Here is a 20,399-nt window from a genome sequence, read left to right as displayed (position 1 = left end):
CGTGCGGATCGACTTCGACCTGCTGGACCGCCAGATCGTCGACCTCGACGGCTACCTCGTCGGCAAGGCCGACGACGTCGAGCTCGGTGTCGGCGAGGACGGCAGGCCGTTCGTGGCCGCCGTCCTCGTGGGCCACCACGCGCTGGGCAGGCGCATCGGCGGGGTGCTGGGCCGGTGCATGGCCGCCGTCGCCCGGCGGCTGCACGCCACCGGCGACCCGCGGCCGCTGCGCATCCCGTTCGACCGGGTCGCCGAGGTCGGCAGCGCGCTGCGCCTCGACGTCCGGCACGAGCTGCTCGACACCCCCGCGTTGGAGCTGTGGTTGCGGGACAACGTGATCGGACGCATCCCGGGAGCCGATGATGCTGGCCGGTGACCTGCTCGGGCGCACCGTCCACGACCGCGAGGGCCGGCCGCTCGGCCGGGTGGCCGACCTGCTCACCGAGGTGGACGAGAACGGCAGGCACCGCGTCGTGAAGGTCCTCGTGACGCCGCGGTGGCGCGGCCGCCTGCTCGGGTTCGAACGGCCGGGCGGCCGGCCGCCGTGGGTGTTCGACCGGTTCTCCCGCGTGCTGCACCGCGGCACGCGGGAGGTCGGCTGGGACGAAGTCGACTGGTCGGCCGGGGACGGCTCGCGGTAGGCCGGGGTGCGCCGCCGTTCCCGGTGGCGCACCCCGGCCACTCGCGCTTGGGCTACGAGGTGCAGGCCGCCTGGTTGAGCGTCACGGCCGACGGGGTGCTCGCCGTGCCGGTGGCGGTGAACCCGAGCGACACGGACGCTCCCGCTGCCAGGGACGGGCTGTGCGACGGCGCGGTCACCGTGACCGTGCTGCCGCTCTGGGCGAAGGTGCCGTTCCAGCCGTTGGAGACGGTGGCACCGCTGAGGGTGAACGCGACCTTCCACGGGTTGGCGGCGCTCGTCGCGGTGTTGGTGACGGTCAGCGAGCCCTGGAAACCGCCCTGCCAGGAGTTGTCCAGCTTCCAGACCGCCTTGCAGGCACCGGTGCCGCCCCCGGTGGTGGTCGTGGTGGTAGTGGTCGTCGTGCCGGGACCGCCGCCGGCCGGGGGGATGAGGTAGGGCTGCAGGATGCTCTGCTTCGCCTGGTTGACCGTGGTCCAGTCGTCGCCGACGATGCCGCCGGTGTCACCGCTGTTGGGGTTCCACGACCAGTAGGTGAACGACATGCCGTTGACGCCGGTGCCGGTGTAGGCCATCAGGTTCTCCAGCCACACCTTGTCGACCGGGTTGGCCAGCGTCGTGCCGAACTCGCCCATCATGATCGGCGCGATGTTCTGCTTGTACAGGTAACCCCAGTACTTGTCCCAGATCGCGGGCATGTTGGCGGGGTAGTCCGGAGCGCTGAACCACGGCTGGTTGTAGACCGAGGTCGCGTACTCGTGCGGGGAGTACACCAGCCGGTTCGGCACGGACAGGCGCACCGGGAACTGGCCGGCCTTCGACAGGTTGCCGCCCCACCAGCCGCAGTCCTCGTCGTTGGACGGGTCGCCGTCCCAGACGTTCGACAGGCCGCCGCTCGGGCAGCTCACGCCCTCGACGAAGATCAGCCAGTTCGGCTGGACGCTCAGGATCGCGTTGCCCGCGCGTTCGGCGGCCAGCCGCCAGTCGCGGGCGGTGTCACCGCAGCCCCAGCACGAGCCGGCCGCGGCGGGGTTGGTGCCCTCGGCGTGCGGCTCGTTGTGCAGGTCGGCGCCGATGACCGTGGTGTTGCCCGCGTAGCGCTGGGCCAGGGTCTTCCAGTCGTTGATCCACGTCGTCTCCGGCACGCCCGCCGTGTACCAGAGGGCGGTCTGGCCGGCACTGGTCGGCCGGTGCCGGTCGAGGATGACGCGCATGCCCTTCTGGCCCGCGTAGTCGATCACCTTGTCGAGGATCTGCAGCGGCGACAGCCCGACCAGGTCGGGGTTGGTGTAGTCGTTGATGCCGGTCGCCTTGGCGTCGGGCTTCACCGAGTCGTTCGAGAACGGCACGCGCAGCGTGTTGTAGCCCAGCTGCGCCATCTGGTCGAGCTGCTGGCGCCACGTGCGGCTGGCCCACAGGCCGTGGAAGGTCTTGTTGTCGGTCTCCATGCCGAACCAGTTGATGCCGGTCAGCCGGACCGTGGCGTTCGTGCTGTCCAGGATCTTGTTCCCGCTGGTGTGCAGGTACCCGGTGCCCGTGCCGCCCGCCGCTGCCACGGCCGGGACCTGCCCGGCCGTGGCGATGGTGGCCACGCCGCTCGCGGCCACCACTGCCGCGACCAGCGCGCCGAAAAGCTTGTGCCGCCGCTTCATCCGCTCTCCTTCGGCCCTGAGTTCTGGGAGCGCTCCCAGAATCCAGACGGCCTCGGAGGGGGTCAAGCACGGCCCGGAAGCCGGTCCACTTTCGACGGTCGAATTCGAGTCGAACCGGTCACTTGGCCGCTTTCCGCGCCTCCTGGACGGCGGTGTTCCAGGCCTCCTCCTGGCGCTTGCCCTGCTCGACCGACTGCAGCGCCGGGCTGAACACGTTGTCCTGGAGCTGGCCGTCCGCGGGGCCCTTGTGCTGCGCGGCCTTGACCTTCTGCACCTGCGCGGCGAACAGCGCGCCCGCCTTGACGTTGTCGAAGTAGGTGTTCACGTGCTCCAGCAGCGCCCGGTTCTCGAGGGCGTCGATCTGGCTGGGGAACGTGCCCTTCGCCTGGAACGCTTTGATCTGCTGCTCCGGCGCGGTCAGCCAGGCGGCGAGCTCGGCGGCCTGCTTCGCGTTCTTGCTCTGCTTCGGCACGGTGAGGTACGAGCCGCCCCAGTTGCCGCCGCCGTCGGGGAACGCGTCGGTGACGGCCCACTTGCCGGCGTTCTCCGGCCCCGCCTGCGCCTCGATGACGCCGAGCATCCACGACGGACACGTCTTCGTGGCGAACCTGCCGAGCTTGAACCCGGTGTTCCACTCCGTGCTGAAGGCGGGCAGCTTCGCCGACTGTCCCTTCGCGACGGCCGCGGTCACGACGTTCCAGTCGGCGCGGATGGCCGGGTTGGAGTCGACGACGAGCTCGTCGGAGGCGTCGAAGTAGCCGACGTCGTGCTGGTTGTGCATGGCGTTGAAGATCTGCGCCGCGCTGTCGAACCACGCGACCCCCGGCACCTTCGCGACGAACTGGTCGCCCGCCGCGAAGTAGCTGTCCCAGGTGGTGAAGAGCCGCTTGACGGCGTCGGGGTCCGACGGCAGCCCGGCCTTGGCGAAGAGGTCCTTGCGGTAGCACATGGCCAGCGGGCCGATGTCCGTGCCGTAGCCGATCAGCCTGCCGTTCCTGGTGGTCGCGGCATCGGCCTTCCACTTCAGCCAACGGTCCGCCGTGACCTCTGCCGGCCCGATCTCCTTGAGGTCGTTGAACTGGTCGGCCTTCGCCATCACCTGGCTCAGGTAGCCCTCCTCGACCGCCTCGACGTCGGCGAGCCCCGCTCCCGCGCCCAGCTTGGTGAAGAGGTTCTGGTGGTGCGGGCCTCCCTGGCCCGTCTTGCGCTGCGTGATCTTGACGTCGGGGTGCTCGGCCTCGTACTGCGCGAACAGCTCCTCGTAGCCGAACTCGTTGAACGTGGCGATGGTCAGCTCGGTTCTGCCGTCGGCGGTCCGGTTCGCGGTTCCGGCGGTGCCGCAGGAAGCGACGGTGGCGGACACGGCGACGCAGACCACCACGGTGACCCAGTGGCGGGGACGCACGGTGAAAACTCCTCTGACGGCGGTGGCAAAGCTGGGAGCGCTCCCAGGCTTTGGGAGTCTCATATCGCCGCGCCGAGGTGTCAAGCAGCCTCGCCATGCAGGTCAGAAGGGTTGCGGAGCGTGTTCGGTCGGGAACGCTCCCAGTATGAAACGGCCGATTCGGCGCTTTGTCGAGTAGATTCTCGAGCGCCTCGGGCCCGTCGCCGGCGGGACGGCCGTGCCGGCCGGAGGTGCCGCGGTGCTCCCGGCCGAGAACAAGTCCCCACCTGGCATCGGCGGGAGCACCGCGGCGGTCAGTCCGCCCTCGTCGTCACGACTGGGCGGGCCGGTCGACGTCTCCGCGCCAACCACCGGTCTCGGTGCCGTCGTGGCTCTCGATGAACGTCTTGAAGCGGTCCAGGTCTCCCTGGACGCGGCGGTCGAGGATGCCGAGCTTGTCGGCGACGTTCTCGACGAACCCGTCCGGGTCGATGTCCATCTGTACCGTGACGCGGGTGTGGGCGTCGTCAAGGCGGTGCACGGTCACCACACCCGCGTGGTCGGGACCCGCGTCGGAACGCCAGGCGACCCGTTCGTCCGGGTGCTGCTCGGTGATCGTGGCGTCGAACTCGCGCTTGACCCCGGCGATGCTGACGGTCCAGCGGGTGTGCGTGTCGTCGAGCTGCTCGATCCGGTCGACGCCCTCCATGAACCGCGGGAACTCGGTGAACTGGGTCCACTGGTTGTAGACGCTGGTCACGTCGGCCTCGACGTCGACGGACTTGGTGATCGTGCTCATGACGTGCGACTCCCTGCTGTCGATGAACGTGGAGCGGGGTGACCGAAGCCGCGAGGTCGATCACCCGTCGATACAGCGGTACCCCGAAAATCGACTCAGAAACGACCCAGGGGTCTGACGCTCCCCACATCCCAGAGCAACGCCGACGTCTCCCGCCGCGTCTCCTACCGGTAGCGTGCGGGCAGCACGTTCAGCACGCACGAGCGGGAGCACTGGGTGACGACGGTCGACGAAGGCGCGGGCGCGGTGGTGCTCGACGTGCCCGTCGACGCGGCCATCGCGCTCTCGGCGGTGCGCGGGCACCTCTCCGCCGCCCTGCGCGACCTGGGCGAGGACCACCGCTACGACGTGCTGCTCGTCGTCACCGAGCTGGTGAACAACGTGCTCGACCACACGCCCGGCGCCGGCCACCTCCGCGTGCTGCGGCACGCGAGCCTGTGCGAGGTCACGATCGAGGTCGACGACTCGTCGCCGGTCGAACCCGTGCAAGGCCGGTCGCGGATCAGCGACACCCGCGGCCGCGGCATCGTGGTCGTCCACAACCTCGCCCGCGAGTGGGGCACCCGGCCCTGCGAGGGCGGCAAGACGGTCTTCGCCCTGGTGGCCTGCCCGGACGGGGGCGACGGGTGCGGGCTCAGCCCGTCCGCAACGACCTGACCGCCTCCGGCGCGCTGCCGAACACCCGCAGCGCGTCGTCGAGGCCGGTGAGTACCAGCGGGAGCGCGGCGGCCCTCGTCGACGCCACGACGCCGAACGGCACCTCCTGGCGGGCCGCGTCGCGGTCGATCTCCACGAGCACCGCGAGACCCGGTGAGCCGAGGAACTCCACCGCGAGGTCCACCACGAGCCCGGCCGGACGCGCGTCCAGCCGCGCCTGGAGAGCCGCCCGCACCTCCTCGGCGTTCACGAGGTCGACCTCGCCGGTCAGCGTGACCACGACGACCCCGTCCTCGACGGAGACCCGCGCCTGCGCGAGCTGCGGGCGTTCGAGGCTGTCGCTCATCGTCCACCTCCACCGACGCGGCTGACGTGTCCCGGCCGGGGACGGGACAACGCTACGACTCGCGCATCGGCCGCTCAAGCACCGCGCCGCACGACGGGCCGGCCGCCGCCGGGACGCACCGCAGCTCCGCCCACACCGTCTTGCCGCCGTCGCCGTGCGCGACGCCCCAGGCCGCGGCGAGCCGGTCGACCAGCACGATGCCGCGGCCCCGGAACTCGCCGATCCGCGACCGGCCGAGGACCGGCAGCCCGGGACCGGTGTCGTCGACCTCGCAGCGCACCACGCACGGGTGCAGGCCGACGTCCAGGCGCAGCCGGCGCGGACCCAGGCCGTGGTCGAACGCGTTGGAGACCAGCTCGCTGACCACGAGCAGGACGTCCTCGACGTCGTCACCGCGGATCCCCGCCAGGACCGGCCTGGAGAGGCTGCGGATCTCCGCGACGTTCCACGCGTAGTCGTCCAGGTCGACGCTGCGGGAACGGGCCCGGTGGCCGGGATCGCCGAGCGGCACTGCCCTCACGGCAGCTGGACGCCGACGACGCACGTGTCGTCGTCGGTGTCGGACTCGCTCTGGTCGAGCAGGTGGTCGAGGAGGTCGTCGAGACCCTCCCGGGGTTCGCCGGCCACCGCGCACAGGTGCTCCAGGCACTCGTCCAGCGGCAGGTTCCTGCGCTCCACCAGGCCGTCGGTGTAGAGCAGCAGCGTGTCTCCCGGTTCGAGCACGACCTCGCCCTCCGCGTAGGACGCCTCCGCGACCGCGCCGAGCATCATGCCCGGCAGCATCGGCAGCAGGTCGCCACGACCGTCCCTGATCAGCACCGGCGGCAGGTGGCCCGCACGCGCCCAGCGCAGCACGCGCGTGTGCGGGTCGTACAGCCCGCAGATCGCGGTGGCGAAGATGCTGTCGGCGAGGTGGTGCGCCACGAGGTTCAGCCACGTGAGCAGCTGGGCCGGGCCCGCGCCGGTGGCGGCGAGACCGCGCAGCGCGTTGCGCAGAACCACCATGCCCGTCGCGCCCTTGATGCCGTGGCCGGTGATGTCGCCGACGGACACCAGGATCTGCTTCGACGGCAGCACGACGGCGTCGTACCAGTCGCCGCCGACCAGCTCCTCCTGCGCGGCCGGCCGGTACCGCACGGCGACGCGGAGCCCGAACGCGTCGAGCGTCGGGTGCGTCGGCGGCATGATGACCTGCTGGAGCTGCAACGTCAGCTTGTTGTGCTCCGCCGCCTCCTGGGCGGTGATCGCCAGCTGGTCCTGCGTGGCCGACAGCGCCACCTCGGTCCAGTGCTGCGCCGACACGTCCTGGTAGGCGCCGCGGACGGCGAACAGCGCGCCGTGCGGGTCGAGCACGGGCTCGGCGATCACGCGGACGTGCCGGGTGACGCCGTCGGACCGTTGCAGGCGGAACGCCGCCGAGGCGTGCCGGTGGTCGTGCAGGACGGTCTGCACGAACCCGTTGAGCGCGAGCACGTCGTCCGGGTGGGCGTGCGCCGCGATCTGCGCCAGCGGCACGGGACCCGCGCCCGGCTCGCGGCCGAACAGCGAGTACAGCTGGCTGTTCCACACGACCGCGCCGGTCTGCTGGTCCTCCTCGAAGCCGCCCACGCGGCCCAGGCGCTGGGCGTGCTGCAGCAGGTTCGCCAAGCGGGCGGTCTCGTCCTGCACCCGCCACACCACGAGCACCAGCACGCCGTGCCGGGTGATGCTCACCCCGGCCGTCACCGGCAGCGACACCTCACCGATCAGCGCGGCGAGGTTCATGTGCTCGGTGCGGAACGGCTCACCGGTGGCGTGCACGTGCTCGACCTTGTCGAACAGGCTGCCCGCGGCCGCGGCCAGGGGATAGGCCTCCAGCAGGGTCTTGCCCGCGACCGCCGTCCGCGGCCTGCCCGCGAGGTCGACGAACCGGTTGTTGACGTGGTGCACGCGGAAGTCGGTGATCCGGCCCTCCGCCGACACCTCGGGGCCGAGGACGAGCGCCGGGTCGAGCAGCCCGTCGGCGAGGTCGACCAGCTCCGACGGCGCGGGGTGGTCGGCGACGCGGGCCGTCGCGGTGCCGTCGAGGGTGGCCGCGCACAGCTCGGCCAGCGCCTCCACCTGCTTCTGCACGCTCAGCGGCTGCGGTGCCAGCGCGGTGGGCCAGCAGATCTCCAGCACGCCGGTGATCCGGCCGCCGGTCCCCGCGGGAACGGTGACGCGGCCGGGCAGGTCGGCGCCGATGGACGGCAGTCCCGACTCGCGCAGGTCGGTGATCCACACCGCCTCCCGACCGGCCAGCGCGCGCCGGGCCGGTGTCGGCACGCCGGGCGGGACGTACCGCCAGCGGCTCGCCTCCCCGGTCGCGAACCCGGCGTGCCCGGCCAGCGTGAGCGAGGCGTCCCCGCCGGCCAGCCAGATCGCCACGGCGCCCGCGCCCAGCGGAGCCAGCGCGTGGTCGAACAACGACTGGGCGGCCGACTGGGTGTCGTCCGCGTGCAGCGCCGCGCTCTCCGCTGTCCGCAACCGGATCGCCGCGGTGGTGTCCGGCTCGCCACCCGGCCGCGGGGGAGCGGTGAGCTCGTCGCCGGAGACCTCGTTGACGATCTCCACGGCGAGCTCGACCTGCGTGGTGCCCGCGCGTTCCGCGAGCAGTGCGAGCTGTTCGGCCGCCTGCACGGGACCGCAGCGCAGGCGTTCGACGAGCACGCCCTTCGCGAGCTCCACCAGCGCGCGGCCGTCCGCGGCGGCCCTCTCCCGTTCGATCTCCGCCCGCAGGCGGGCGACGGTGCCCGCGAGCCTGCCGACGCCCACCTCGTCGGCGGTCACCTCGCCCGCATCCACCGGAGCACGCACGACACGAGGTCGTCGGCGTCGACCGGCTTGGTCACGTAGTCGTTGGCACCGGAGGCGATGCTCTTGTCGCGGTCGCCCGGCATCGCCTTCGCCGTCACGGCGATGATCGGCAGCTCGGCGTGGTCCGGCATGGCGCGGATCGCGGCCGTGGCGGTGTAGCCGTCCATCTCCGGCATCATCACGTCCATCAGGATCAGGTCGATCTCCGGGTGGCCGACCAGCGCCTCGATGCCCTCCCTGCCGTTCTCCGCGTGCAGCACCCGCACGTCGTGCAGCTCCAGGATGCTGCTGAGCGCGAAGAGGTTGCGGGCGTCGTCGTCGACGATCAGCACCGTCCGCCCGGCCAGCTGCCCGTTGACCTGGTGCGCGGCGGGCGGTCGCGGCTGTTCGTGGCGCACCAGCGGCAGCACGTCCTCCGGCCCGTCCGCGTTGAGGTGCAACGCGATCCGCTCCCGCAGCTCGTCCAGGCTGGACAGCAGCTCGAGCGGGCGCGTGCCGCTGCGGGCCTGCAGCTGCTGCTCGTAGTGCGGCGGCAGCCTGCGGTTGTTGTGCGCCAGCACGGGGATCGTGCGGGTGGCGGTGTCGCCGTCCAGCGCCTCCAGGAACCGCAGCGCGGCGCCGTCCGGCATGTCCAGCTCCAGCACCACGCAGTGGCACGGCTCGGTGGCCAGCGCCGCGGCGGCCTCCTCGCGGCCCACCGCCGTGACCACCTCCACCGGCCCGCGCGGGTCGTTGCTCGCGGACAGGTCGGTCACCGCGCTCTGGGCGACGAGCGACAGCAGGCCCTGCGGCCGTTCCTCGACGACCAGCAGCCTGCGCTGGTGGACGGGCGCGGGGGCGGCTTCCACGACCGGAGCGGCGGGCGCGGTGGCCTCGACCGCGGCCTGCACGGGCTCGGCGAAGTCCGCGCTGTGCACCGGCAGGTAGAGCGTGAAGGTGCTGCCCTTGCCCAGGGTGCTCTCGGCGGTGATCGAGCCGCCGAGCAGGTAGGCGATCTCGCGGCTGATCGACAGGCCCAGGCCGGTGCCGCCGTACTTGCGGCTGGTGGTGCCGTCGGCCTGCTGGAACGCCCCGAAGATCGACTCGAGCTGGTGCTCGGCGATGCCGATGCCGGTGTCGCTGACCCGGAACATGATCGCCTGGCCGTGCGCGCGCACCGCCGGCGGCAGCTCGTCGGGCTCGGCGACCCCGATGCGCAGCTCCACACCACCGGTCTCGGTGAACTTCACCGCGTTGGACAGCAGGTTGCGCAGCACCTGCTGCAGGCGCGTGTCGTCGGTGACCAGCTCCGGGGGAGTGCCCGGCGCCGCGCCGATCTGGAAGCCCAGCCCCTTCTGCGACGTCAGCGGCCGGAACGTCACCTCGACGTAGTCCAGCAGCTGCCGCAGCGAGACGCGTTCGGGCGTGATGTCCATCTTGCCCGCCTCGATCTTCGACAGGTCGAGGATGTCGTTGATCAGGCCCAGCAGGTCCGAGCCCGCGGAGTGGATGATCCCCGCGTACTCCACCTGCTTCGGCGTGAGGTTGCGGCTCGGGTTCTGCGCGAGCAGCTGGGCGAGGATCAGCAGGCTGTTGAGCGGCGTGCGCAGCTCGTGGCTCATGTTGGCCAGGAACTCCGACTTGTACTTCGATGCGAGCGCGAGCTCCCGCGCGCGGGTCTCCAGCTCCTGGCGCGCCTGCTCGATCTCCAGGTTCTTCGCCTCGATGTCGCGGTTCTGCGTGGCGAGCAGCGCCGCCTTCTCCTCCAGCTCGGCGTTGGAGCGCTGGAGCTCCTCCTGCCGCACCTGGAGCTCACCGGAGCGGGACTGCAGCTCGCTCGCGAGGCGCTGCGACTCGACCAGCAGCTCGTCGGTGCGGGCGTTGGCGACGATGGTGTTGACGTTGACGCCGATGGTCTCCATCAGCTGTTCGAGGAAGTCGCGGTGGATGTCGGTGAAGTGGTGCACCGAGGCCACCTCGATGACGCCGAGGACCTGCTCCTCCACGACGATCGGCAGCACGACGAGGTTCACCGGCGCGGTGCGGCCGAGCCCGGAGGTGATCGCGACGTAGTCCGCCGGCATCTCGTCCACGGCGATGGTGCGGCGGCTGCGCGCGGCCTGGCCGACCAGCGACTGCCCGAACCGGAAGACCGTCGGCCGCGAGCCGTCGTCGGGGTGGCCGTAGGAGCTGATCAGCCGCAGCTCCTGGCGGTCGTCGCCGTCGTCGGCGAGGTAAAAGGCGCCGAACTGCGCGGACACCAGCGGCGTCAGCTCGTCCATGATCAGCTCGGCGACCACGGCGAGGTCCCTGCGGCCCTGCATGAGCCCGGAGATGCGGGCCAGGTTCGACTTCAGCCAGTCCTGGTCCTGGTTGGCCTTGGTGGAGTCGCGCAACGACCCGACCATCGAGTTGATGTTGTCCTTGAGCTCCGCGACCTCGCCGGAGGCCTCGACGGTGATCGACCGGGTCAGGTCGCCCTCGGCGACGGCGCTCGTCACCTCGGCGATCGCGCGCACCTGCCGGGTCAGGTTCCCGGCCAGCTCGTTCACGTTCTCCGTCAGGCGCTTCCACGTGCCGGAGACGCCCTCGACCTCGGCCTGGCCGCCCAGGCGTCCCTCGCTGCCGACCTCGCGCGCCACGCGCGTCACCTCGGCGGCGAACGAGCTGAGCTGGTCGACCATCGTGTTGATCGTGGTCTTGAGCTCCAGGATCTCGCCGCGGGCGTCGACGTCGATCTTCTTGGTCAGGTCGCCCTGCGCGACGGCGGTGGTGACCTGGGCGATGTTGCGGACCTGGTTGGTCAGGTTGTTCGCCATGAAGTTGACGTTGTCGGTCAGGTCCTTCCACGTGCCCGCCACGTTCGGCACGCGCGCTTGCCCGCCGAGCATGCCCTCGGTGCCGACCTCGCGGGCCACGCGGGTGACCTCGTCGGCGAACGCGGACAGCGTGTCGACCATCGTGTTGATGACGCCCGCGAGCGCGGCGACCTCGCCCTTGGCCTCGACGGTGATCTTCTGGGACAGATCGCCGCGGGCGACCGCCGTGGCGACCTGGGCGATCGACCGCACCTGGTTCGTCAGGTTCGACGCCATGACGTTCACGTTGTCCGTCAGGTGCTTCCACGTGCCGGAGACGCCGCGCACCGTCGCCTGGCCGCCCAGGTTGCCCTCGGTGCCGACCTCCCGCGACACGCGGGTGACCTCGTCGGCGAAGCCGGACAGCTGGTCGACCATCGTGTTGATGGTCTCCTTGAGCTCCAGGATCTCGCCGCGCGCGTCGACGCGGATCTTCTGGCTCAGGTCGCCCCGCGCCACCGCCGTCGTCACCTGCGCGATCGACCGCACCTGCGCGGTCAGGTTGTCCGCCATGACGTTGACGGACTCGGTGAGGTCCTTCCACGTGCCGGACACGCCCTTGACGTCCGCCTGGCCGCCGAGGCGGCCGTCCGTGCCGACCTCGCGGGAGACGCGGGTGACCTCGTCGGCGAAGCTCGACAGCTGGTCGACCATCGTGTTGATGGTGTTCTTCAGTTCGAGGATCTCGCCGCGGGCGTTGACCGTGATCTTCTGGCTGAGGTCGCCGCGGGCGACCGCGGTGGCGACCTGGGCGATGGAGCGCACCTGCGCGGTCAGGTTGCCCGCCATGAAGTTCACCGAGTCGGTGAGGTCGCGCCAGGTGCCGGAGACGCCTTTGACGTCCGCCTGGCCGCCGAGCGCGCCCTCGGTGCCGACCTCGCGGGAGACGCGGGTGACCTCGTCGGCGAAGCTCGACAGCTGGTCGACCATCGTGTTGATGGTGTTCTTCAGTTCGAGGATCTCGCCCCGCGCGGTGACGGTGATCTTCTGGCTCAGGTCGCCGCGCGCGACGGCGGTGGTCACCTGGGCGATGTTGCGGACCTGGTCGGTCAGGTTGCCCGCCATGAAGTTCACGGAGTTCGTGAGGTCGAGCCACACGCCGCCGACGCCGGGCACCTCGGCCTGGCCGCCGAGCCGGCCCTCGCTGCCGACCTCGCGCGCCACGCGCGTCACCTCGTCGGCGAACGACGACAGCTGGTCGACCATCGTGTTGACGGTGTTCTTGAGCTCCAGGATCTCGCCGCGCGCGTCGACGTCGATCTTCTGGGACAGGTCGCCGCGCGCGACCGCGGTGGCGACCTGCGCGATGTCGCGGACCTGGCTGGTCAGGTTGCCCGCCATGGCGTTCACCGAGTCGGTGAGGTCCTTCCACGTGCCGGACACCCCCGGCACCTCGGCCTGGCCGCCGAGCCGCCCGTCCGTGCCGACCTCGCGCGCGACGCGGGTGACCTCGGAGGTGAACAGCGAGAGCTGGTCGACCATGCCGTTGAAGACCGTCGCGATCTCGCCGAGCAGCCCGTCGGAGTCGTCGGGCAGGCGAATGCCGAAGTCGCCGTCGCGCACCGCCGTGAGACCGGCGAGCAGCTGGCGCAGCTCCGGCTGGTCGGCGGCTCTTCGCGCGGCGTCCTGACCGGCCGGGGCTTCGACCGGTGCGCTCGTGCCACTCATTTCCAGGATCCTCCACAGCACCGCTGAACCACGTGGAGGTGGACACCTGTCTGCTCAAGCTCACCTCGGCGAACCCGGAGGAGGTTACTGGAACCGGTGCGGGCCGCGCGCGGGGCGGTGTGTCCACTGTGGACTGACGGTCGCGCGTCGGCCGGGGCGGCCGCGGGGCGAGGTGCGGCCCGGGTCCAAGATGGTCGAGTGGACCAGGGGGATCGAGTTCTTCGGCCGTCGGCAGCCGATCCGGTGCGGCGGCTCGCCCACGACGCGGTCGACCGGGTCCCGCCCGGCGCGGCGTCGTTCGTGATGGCCTCGGGCATCGTCGCGACCTCACTGCGCCAGCAGGGGTTCACGGCCGTGTCGTCCGCGCTGCTGGTGGTGGCGGTGGTGGGCCTGGTCGTCATCGTCGGCGTGCAGGTGGCCAGGCTGCTGAGCCGTCCGGCCGAGGTGGTGGGCGACGCGCGGAACCCCGGCAAGGGCTTCGGGTACCTCACGCTCGTCGCCGCGCTCGACGTCGTGACCGCCGCCCTGGTGCCGCACGGGTTCCCGGCCCTCGCCACCGCGACGCTCTCCGTCGCCGCGGTGCTGTGGCTGGTCCTGACCTACGGGGTGCCGGCGGCGCTGATGCTGCGCACGGCGCCGTCGCCGACTCCCGCCGACGTCGACGGCAGCTGGCTGCTGTGGGTCGTGGGCACCCAGTCGCTCGCGATCGCGGTGATGGCCGTCGGTCCCGGCGGCGCGGAGGTGACGGCCACGGTGGCGGTGGCGTTGTGGGGCGCGGGAACGGTCCTGTACGTCGTGCTCGCCGCGATCGTGCTGTCGCGGCTGCTGACCGCCCCCAACACCCGTCAGACGGTGACGCCCGCCTATTGGATCCTCACCGGCGCGACGGCGATCTCGGCCCTGGCGGCGGCGCGCGTCCTGTCGCTCCCGGCGGGTCCCGCGATCCTGGACGTCACGGCCGGGTTCGTCGCCGGGATGGCGATCGCCCTGTGGGCCTTCGGCACGTGGTGGTTCCCGCTGCTGGTCGTCCTGGGGGTGTGGCGGTACGTCGTGCAGCGCCGACCGGCCCGGTACGAGGCCGGGCTGTGGAGCATCGTCTTCCCGCTCGGCACGTACGCCGCGGCGTGCACGGCTCTCGGCGAGGCGGTGCGCCTGCCGTTCCTCAGGACCGCGGGGGCGGTGGCCACGATCGTCGCGGTGGCCGCCTGGGTCGCGACCACCGTGCTGATGGTGGTCGCGGCCCGCGGGTGGTTCCGCGCGCGCTGAGCCGCGGTCAGGACCCGGCCGGGTACTGGGCGGCGCGCAGCAGCCGGGCGAGGTGCGCGGCGTTGCGCGCCGCGGTGGCGTTGGTGGACTTGACCTCGTCCGGCGTCTCGTCCAGGTCGTTGAAGTCGACGGTCTGCATCGCCTGGCCGTTCCAGTAGGTGCAGCCCTGCGCCGGGATGGAGAAACCCGTGTCGTTGAGCGCCTGGAACAGGTCCGCCACGATCTTGTGGGCGCCGTCCTCGTTGCCCACCACGGCCGCCAGCGCGACCTTGCCGAACATGGCGGGCCTGCCCTCGTCGTCGGTCTCCGACAGCGCGGCGTCGAGCCGTTCGAGGACGCGGTGCGCGACGCTGGAGGCGTGCCCCATCCAGGTGGGCGTGGCGATGATCAGGATGTCGGCCCTGCCGACGGCCTCGCGCAGCGCGGGCCACGCGTCGCCGTCGCCCATGTCGGCCTCGACACCGGGCTTGACGTCGTGGTCCACCACGCGGATCGTCTCGCCGTCGACGCCGTGCTTCTTCAGCTCCGCCAGCAGCTGCGTGGCGATGAGGTCGCTGCTGGACGGGGCGGGGGACGGCTTCAGGCTGCAGACGAGAGCCAGGGCGGTCAGTGACACGGTGAACCTCCACAGTCGCGTGTGCCCTGCCGGAGGGGGCACCTCGGAGGGGGACCCCGTTTCGGCCGGCGTCAAACCTCGGTGGTCGAGTGCGACCCTTCCGGGCGGGTAGGCTTCCCGGCACTCGCGGTCGGCGAGGACTGGGAACAGCGTCCGAGGTCGAACAGCGAGCCGGTGACGCATGGCGAGAGGGTGGCCATGAGCGCATCTGGCGCGCACGGGCGGACCGCGGAGACGTCGCACGTGGCGGGCGCGGTCGCGGCCGAGGAGGACCTGCGCGCCCTGTTCGGGCGCTCCAGCGCCGTCTTCGCGACGGTCTCGGGTCCCGGCCACGTGGTGGAGAGGGCCAACCCGGCGTTCCACGCCGCCTTCGGCGTCGGCCGCACCGGTCTCGCGCTGGCGGACGTGCTGCCCGACGTGCGCGACCGCGGCTTCCTCGACCTGCTCGACGAGGTCCGCCGCACCGGCGAGGCCCGCACCGACCGCGACGTGCGGGTGGAACTGGGCAGCGGACCCCAGGCGCGGGAGGCGTTCTTCGACCTCACCTGCGAACCGCGCCGCGACGCCGCCGGCGACGTGCTCGGCGTGCGGGTGATCGGCGTGGAGACCACCAGCGTCAAGCACTCGCAGCGGCTGATGGCCGAGCACCGCGTCCTGCTGGAGCAGATCGCCCGGCAGGCGCCCCTGGCCGAGGTGCTCGACGGGATGGCCCGCTGCATCGAGGAACTGGTGCCGCGGGAGCTGTTCGTCTCGGTCCTGCTCGCCGACCCCGACGGCCTGCACCTGCGCCACGGCGCCGCCCCCAGCCTGCCCGCGTTCTACAACGAGGCCATCGACGGCATCGCGACCGGGGAGGGCGTCGGCTCGTGCGGCACGGCGGCCCACCGCCGCGAACCGGTGATCGTCACCGACATCGCCACCGACCCGTTCTGGGACGACTTCCGCGACCTGGCGGTGAAGGCGGGGCTCGGCGCCTGCTGGTCCACGCCGATCCTCGCCCGCGACGGCGGCCTGCTCGGCACCTTCGCGATGTACCACCGGGTCCCGCGCGTCCCGCAGGAGATCGACCTCGCGATCATCCGGGTGTTCGCCGGCACCGCGGCCCTGGCGATCGAACGCCACCACAACGAGCTGGCCAGGCAGGCGGCGGAGGCCCGCGCCGAGGCCGCCCGCGAGGCATTGGCCGAGACGGCGCGCGCGGAACGCGAACTGCGCGCCGAGGCCGAGCGCCGCGCCGACGCCGCCGCGGAGCTGGCCGCCCAGATGCGCGCCGCCGCGGCCGCGCACGCCCAGACCCCGCGCCCGGAGCGTTGCCAGCTGGGCGGCAGGACCGGGTGCGCCGCGCCGGCCGAGCTCAAGGTCGCCGACTCGTGGGGCGACGCGGCGTGGGGCTGTTCCCGGCACGTCGAGGAAGTGCTCATCCACGTGCCGTCGGTGTTCATCGCCGGTGAGGAGCTCGGCGGGCTGTCCGCCTACCTGAACCGCTGACCGCGTCCGGGTCCGCGCCGCCCCTGTCCTGCGCCGTCCGATGTGGACGATGAGGCGTCCGGGGCGCGGTCGCGATAGGATCACGCACCGGGTTGAGAACGCAGCCACACGATCTCGATGGCTGTGAACCCGCTCGGTGCTCCCTCTGCCCGGTTCCGCCACGGCAGCGGAAGGCGGGGTGGCGCACGTGGGCCTGTTCACCGGCGACGACGGGACCAGTGCGGCGCATCGCGACCGCGACTGGGCGGCGACGGCGCTGGGTCCGGTCGAGTCGTGGCCCGCGGAGCTGCGGGCCGCGGTGCGCACGGTGATGCCGTCGCAGATCCCGATGCTGCTGTGGTGGGGTCCCGGCCTGGTGCAGATCTTCAACCACGCCTACACCTCGGTGCTCGGCGAGAAGTTCCCGGCGGCGGTCGGGCAGCCCGCGACCGAGTGCTGGGCGGAGGTGTGGGACGAGCTCGCGCCGCTCGCCGGCCGGGCGCTGTCCGGCGTCTCCACGTACTCGGAGAAGCTCAACCTGTTCCTGCGCCGCCACGGCTACCTGGAGGAGACGTACTGGACGTTCTCCTACAGCCCGGTGCTCGCGGAGGACGGCACCGTCGCCGGCATCTTCGTGGCCACGACCGACGTCACGGCCCAGGTGCTCAGCGAACGCAGGCTGGAGTCGTTGCGGGGACTGGGAACCGTGACGATCGCCGAGGCGGACACCGCGGCCGACGTGTGCCGGGCCGCGGTCGAGGTGCTGCGCGGCAACCCCGCCGACGTGCCGGCCGCGCAGGTGCACCTGCGCGGCGCCGACGGGCGGCACCGGCTGGTCGCGGGCTACGGCGCGGCCGAGGTGCCGGACGAGACCGTGCGGCTCGCGGCGAAGACCGGCCTGACCCGGTACCTGCCCGGCGCGGTCGTGGCCCCGTTGCCCGACGGCGGCGTGCTGGTGCTCGGCCTGAGTCCGCGCCGGGCGTTCGACGAGCTGTACGCGACCTACGCCGACCTGGTCGTGGCCAAGGTCGCCGCGGTCGTCGGCGACGCGAACGCCTACGCCGCCGAACGCGCCCGCGCCGAGGCGCTCGCCGAGCTGGACGCCGCGAAGAACCGGCTGTTCCAGAACATCAGCCACGAGTTCCGCACGCCGCTGACCCTGCTGCTCGCGCCGCTGGGCGACCTGCTCGGCGACGAGGCGGTGGCGGGGGAGCGCCGCGAGACGCTGGCCGCCGCCCACCGGGCCGCGTTGCGCCTGGAACGGCTGGTGGACAACCTGCTCGACGTCGCGAGGGCGCAGTCCGGCCACCTCGACGCGCGGCCGGAACCGACCGACCTGGCCAAGCTGACCGAGGAGTGCGTCAGCATGTTCCGCGCCGCGGCCGAGGGTGCCGGTCTGGGCCTGACCGTCACCACCGACCCGGTCATGGCCGCCGTGGACCAGGAGATGTGGGCGCGGATCGGGCTGAACCTCGTGTCCAACGCGATCAAGTTCACCGACCGCGGCACCGTGGCCGTCACCCTCGCCCGCACCGGCGACCAGCTCGCGCTGACCGTCGCCGACACGGGCGTCGGCATCCCGCCCGGCGAGCAGGACCACGTGTTCGACCGCTTCCACCAGGTCGGCAGCGTCACCGGCCGCAGCCGCGAAGGCACCGGCATCGGTCTCGCGCTGGTGGCCGACCTGGCGCGGGCGATGGGCGGCGGTGTCGGCCTCACCAGCGCCGCGGGGCAGGGCAGCACGTTCACCGTCACCGTCCCGTTCGTGCCCGCCGACACCGCCCGGCCCGCCGGGGAACGGGTCGCGCGGCTCGGAGCGGCGTTCCTCGCCGAAGCGCGGCAGTGGGAACCGGTGCCCCCGCACCCCGGCGGCGGGCCGGGAGGCGAACGGCGGATCGTGCTCGTCGAGGACAACGCCGACATGCGCGACTACCTCGTCCGCCTGCTCACCGGCCAGGGCTGGGCGGTGGACCCCGCCGCCGACGCCGAGACCGCGCTGGACCGCATCCGGGCCGCGCGCCCGGACCTCGTGCTCACCGACGTGATGCTGCCCGGTCGCGACGGCCTGGAGCTGCTGCGCGACCTGCGCGGCGACTCGGCCCTGTCCCGCGTGCCGGTGATCCTGCTGACCGCCCGCGCCGGCTCGGAGTCCGCTGTGGACGGACTGGTGCACGGCGCGGACGACTACGTGGTGAAACCCTTCCACCCCAGCGAACTGGTCGCCCGCGTCCGCGTCCACCTGGAGCTGTCGCGGTTCCGCGAGTCGCTCATCGCCCAGGGCGAGCACGAGGCGGAGTCGCTGCGGACCGCGGTGGAGACCCGCGGCGAGATCGGCAGGGCGGTCGGCGTGCTGATGGCGACCCGCCGCTGGGACGCCGACACCGCGTTCCGGCACCTGGTCGGCCTTTCCCAGCACAGCAACACGAAGCTGCGCCACGTGGCCGAGGCGGTGCTCACCCGGTTCGCGGAGGACCTCGAAGCCTAGTGGTGTGGCCCGGAGAAGTTCACCCGCAGCGTGTACACCGAGCTCGACGCCGTGATGAACAGGTCGTTGCGCCGCGGCCCGCCGAAGGTCAGGTTCGAGCACACCTCGGGCACGGCCAGCTTGCCGATCCGCGTGCCGTCCGGAGCGAAGCAGTGCAGGCCGTCGTGCGCCGCCGCCCAGAGCCGGCCCGCGGCGTCGACGCGCAGGCCGTCGAACCCGCCGGAGTCGCTGGTCGCGAACACCTCGCCGCCGGCGAGCGCGCGGCCGTCCTCGACCCGGAAGACCCTGATGTGGCTGGGGTCCTGGCGGGTGTCGGCGATGTAGAGCAGCGACCCGTCCAGGGAGAACGCGAGCCCGTTCGGCCGGCAGAAGTCGTCGGCGACGACCGTCACCGAGCCGTCGGCGGGGTCGACGCGGTAGACGTGGCACCCGCCGATCTCGCTCTCGGCCTGGTGGCCCTCGTAGTCGCTGTCGATGCCGTAGCTCGGGTCGGTGAACCAGATCGCGCCGTCCGCGGACTCGACGACGTCGTTGGGGCTGTTGAACCTCTTGCCCCGGTACGTCTCGGCGAGCACGGTGGTCGAGCCGTCGTGCTCGGTGCGCGTCACGCGCCGGTTGCCGTGCTCGCAGCTGACGAGCCGACCCTGGCGGTCGACGGTGTGCCCGTTGTGGAACCCCGCCGGCTCCTTGAAGACGCCGACGACGTCGGTGAGCTCGTCCCAGCGCAGCACGCGGTCGTTCGGGATGTCGCTGAACACCAGGTAGCGCCCGGCGGGGAAGTAGGCGGGCCCCTCGGTCCACCGGCACCCGGTGTGCAGCCGCTGGATCCACTCGTCGCCGTTGACGCCGGCGAACCGGTCGTCCAGAACGAGGAACTCCGCCTTGACCTTGTCCACGACCGCCCCCTGACGTGCCGAACAGCATCTCGGTGAGATCGTCTCCCGGCACGGGGGGAACGGACAACCGGTGGACGCGCGGCGTCCTACTCGCGCAGCCTGAGCACGTGGAACGGGACGAGCTGGTCGGTCAGGTACACCTGCTGGGGACGTCCGTCGGCGTACCGCAGCTCGTAGTTGACGACCCCGAACCAGTCGCCGTCGACGCCGGGGAACCGCCCGTGCAGGCGGCCCTCGACCTCGCCGGTCAGGTCGAGCCCCGTCTCGATGACGCGCCGGGGTGCGCCGGGGAGGCGGGCGAACAGCCGGTCCAGCCGCACGCCGACCCTCGTGAGCACCGGTCTGCGGCCGTGGACGTCGTCGCCCTCCCAGGTGGTGAACGGGCTGTTAATCGCCATGTCCACCCGCTGTCACCGCGCGCTGCGCCCGGTGCAGCACGAGCTCGAGGTACCGCTCCTCGGACAGCTCGGCGCGGTCGGGAGCCGGCGCCGTCGCGGACAGCCGCCAGAAGTGGTCGGCGGTGTCGGTGGCGCAGGCCAGGCAGCTGATGTGGGCCTCGCCGTCCCGCACCACCGCCCGGAACCGGTTGTGGCCGAGCGTGTGCCGGCCGAGCTTGCACCGCGCGGGGAGCAGCGCGACGGGCCGTCCCGTCGAGTCGTGCGTGAAGGTGAGATGTCCGTCCATTAGGGACGGTTCGAGCAGCTGCCGATCCATAAGACGGGAATCTATCAGGACATTCGCACATGTGTTCGGTCGGACGCGTGCGGCGCACGGTCCGTCTTTCGCGTGAACCGGCCGGCTGCGCGAGTGATCACGCCGTCGGGTTGAATCCGTGTCGTCGGTCGCAGGAC

General features: G+C 72.1%; 17 protein-coding genes. 6 read left to right on the top strand and 11 right to left on the bottom strand.

Annotation, left to right across the window (positions count from 1 at the left end; genetic code table 11):
- The first annotated feature begins 1 nt into the window (after position 1).
- On the top strand, positions 2-376 hold the full coding sequence (locus tag VF330_RS13100) for a hypothetical protein (protein ID WP_330851834.1): 375 nt from the start codon (positions 2-4) through the stop codon (positions 374-376).
- On the top strand, positions 363-641 hold the full coding sequence (locus VF330_RS13095) for a PRC-barrel domain containing protein (RefSeq protein WP_330851833.1): 279 nt from the start codon (positions 363-365) through the stop codon (positions 639-641). Before VF330_RS13100 ends, VF330_RS13095 begins: the two co-directional genes overlap by 14 nt.
- A gap of 52 nt (positions 642-693) precedes the next feature.
- Here the strand turns inward: VF330_RS13095 and VF330_RS13090 are convergent, their stop codons facing one another.
- The 3 genes from VF330_RS13090 to VF330_RS13080 all read right to left on the bottom strand — a co-directional run bounded on the left by VF330_RS13090 (position 694) and on the right by VF330_RS13080 (position 4,475).
- Positions 694-2,292: a cellulase family glycosylhydrolase gene (locus tag VF330_RS13090; RefSeq protein ID WP_330851832.1), complete on the bottom strand. Its 1,599-nt coding sequence runs from the start codon at positions 2,290-2,292 to the stop codon at positions 694-696.
- Positions 2,293-2,410: 118 nt separating this feature from the next.
- A complete protein-coding gene (locus tag VF330_RS13085) occupies positions 2,411-3,697 on the bottom strand; it encodes an ABC transporter substrate-binding protein (RefSeq protein ID WP_414675372.1) in 1,287 nt (428 codons plus the stop codon).
- A 310-nt stretch (positions 3,698-4,007) separates the two neighbouring features.
- Complete coding sequence (locus tag VF330_RS13080; protein ID WP_330851831.1) at positions 4,008-4,475, bottom strand: SRPBCC family protein; 468 nt, start codon at positions 4,473-4,475, stop codon at positions 4,008-4,010.
- A 216-nt stretch (positions 4,476-4,691) separates the two neighbouring features.
- Here VF330_RS13080 and VF330_RS13075 point away from each other — a divergent pair, with 216 nt between their 5' ends.
- Positions 4,692-5,132: an ATP-binding protein gene (locus VF330_RS13075; RefSeq protein ID WP_330851830.1), complete on the top strand. Its 441-nt coding sequence runs from the start codon at positions 4,692-4,694 to the stop codon at positions 5,130-5,132.
- Here VF330_RS13075 and VF330_RS13070 read toward each other — a convergent pair.
- From VF330_RS13070 to VF330_RS13055, 4 genes are read right to left on the bottom strand one after another with little or no spacing between them, the layout of a single operon-like run.
- A complete protein-coding gene (locus VF330_RS13070) occupies positions 5,110-5,478 on the bottom strand; it encodes an STAS domain-containing protein (RefSeq protein WP_330851829.1) in 369 nt (122 codons plus the stop codon). The genes VF330_RS13075 and VF330_RS13070 overlap by 23 nt on opposite strands.
- A 52-nt stretch (positions 5,479-5,530) precedes the next feature.
- Entirely contained in the window at positions 5,531-5,998 is a 468-nt protein-coding gene (locus VF330_RS13065; RefSeq protein WP_330851828.1) for an ATP-binding protein, read from the bottom strand.
- Positions 5,995-8,313 (bottom strand): SpoIIE family protein phosphatase, encoded by a 2,319-nt coding sequence (locus VF330_RS13060; RefSeq protein ID WP_330851827.1) that lies wholly within the window; start codon positions 8,311-8,313, stop codon positions 5,995-5,997. Before VF330_RS13060 ends, VF330_RS13065 begins: the two co-directional genes overlap by 4 nt.
- Positions 8,283-12,818 carry a HAMP domain-containing protein gene (locus VF330_RS13055; RefSeq protein WP_330851826.1) on the bottom strand — a complete coding sequence of 1,512 codons (4,536 nt, stop codon included), beginning with the start codon at positions 12,816-12,818 and terminating at the stop codon, positions 8,283-8,285. The genes VF330_RS13060 and VF330_RS13055 overlap by 31 nt, the downstream gene beginning before the upstream one ends.
- A gap of 198 nt (positions 12,819-13,016) precedes the next feature.
- On the opposite strand from VF330_RS13055, the gene VF330_RS13050 reads away from it, so the two are divergent.
- A complete protein-coding gene (locus tag VF330_RS13050; RefSeq protein WP_330851825.1) occupies positions 13,017-14,084 on the top strand; it encodes a tellurite resistance/C4-dicarboxylate transporter family protein in 1,068 nt (355 codons plus the stop codon).
- A 7-nt stretch (positions 14,085-14,091) separates the two neighbouring features.
- Here VF330_RS13050 and VF330_RS13045 read toward each other — a convergent pair whose 3' ends face one another.
- The gene (locus tag VF330_RS13045) at positions 14,092-14,700 is read right to left on the bottom strand and encodes a flavodoxin family protein (RefSeq protein WP_330851824.1); all 609 of its coding nucleotides are present in this window, start codon (positions 14,698-14,700) and stop codon (positions 14,092-14,094) included.
- Positions 14,701-14,898: 198 nt separating this feature from the next.
- Between VF330_RS13045 and VF330_RS13040 the strand changes: the two genes are divergently transcribed.
- Positions 14,899-16,188, top strand: a complete 1,290-nt coding sequence (locus tag VF330_RS13040; RefSeq protein WP_330851823.1) for a GAF domain-containing protein — start codon at positions 14,899-14,901, stop codon at positions 16,186-16,188.
- A gap of 187 nt (positions 16,189-16,375) precedes the next feature.
- Positions 16,376-18,652, top strand: a complete 2,277-nt coding sequence (locus VF330_RS13035; protein WP_330851822.1) for a response regulator — start codon at positions 16,376-16,378, stop codon at positions 18,650-18,652.
- Here VF330_RS13035 and VF330_RS13030 read toward each other — a convergent pair.
- From VF330_RS13030 to VF330_RS13020, 3 genes are all read right to left on the bottom strand, one after another.
- The gene (locus VF330_RS13030) at positions 18,649-19,548 is read right to left on the bottom strand and encodes an SMP-30/gluconolactonase/LRE family protein (protein ID WP_330851821.1); all 900 of its coding nucleotides are present in this window, start codon (positions 19,546-19,548) and stop codon (positions 18,649-18,651) included. The genes VF330_RS13035 and VF330_RS13030 overlap by 4 nt on opposite strands.
- Positions 19,549-19,634: 86 nt before the next feature.
- Entirely contained in the window at positions 19,635-19,946 is a 312-nt protein-coding gene (locus VF330_RS13025; RefSeq protein ID WP_330851820.1) for a hypothetical protein, read from the bottom strand.
- Positions 19,936-20,262 (bottom strand): hypothetical protein, encoded by a 327-nt coding sequence (locus VF330_RS13020; RefSeq protein ID WP_330851819.1) that lies wholly within the window; start codon positions 20,260-20,262, stop codon positions 19,936-19,938. The genes VF330_RS13025 and VF330_RS13020 overlap by 11 nt, the downstream gene beginning before the upstream one ends.
- Positions 20,263-20,399: the final 137 nt, after the last annotated feature.

It is taken from the genome of Lentzea sp., from assembly GCF_036380075.1.
Lineage (GTDB): Bacteria > Actinomycetota > Actinomycetes > Mycobacteriales > Pseudonocardiaceae > Lentzea.
Note: the sequence above shows the minus strand (reverse complement) of the source record. Positions and strands in the feature narration are given on the sequence as shown.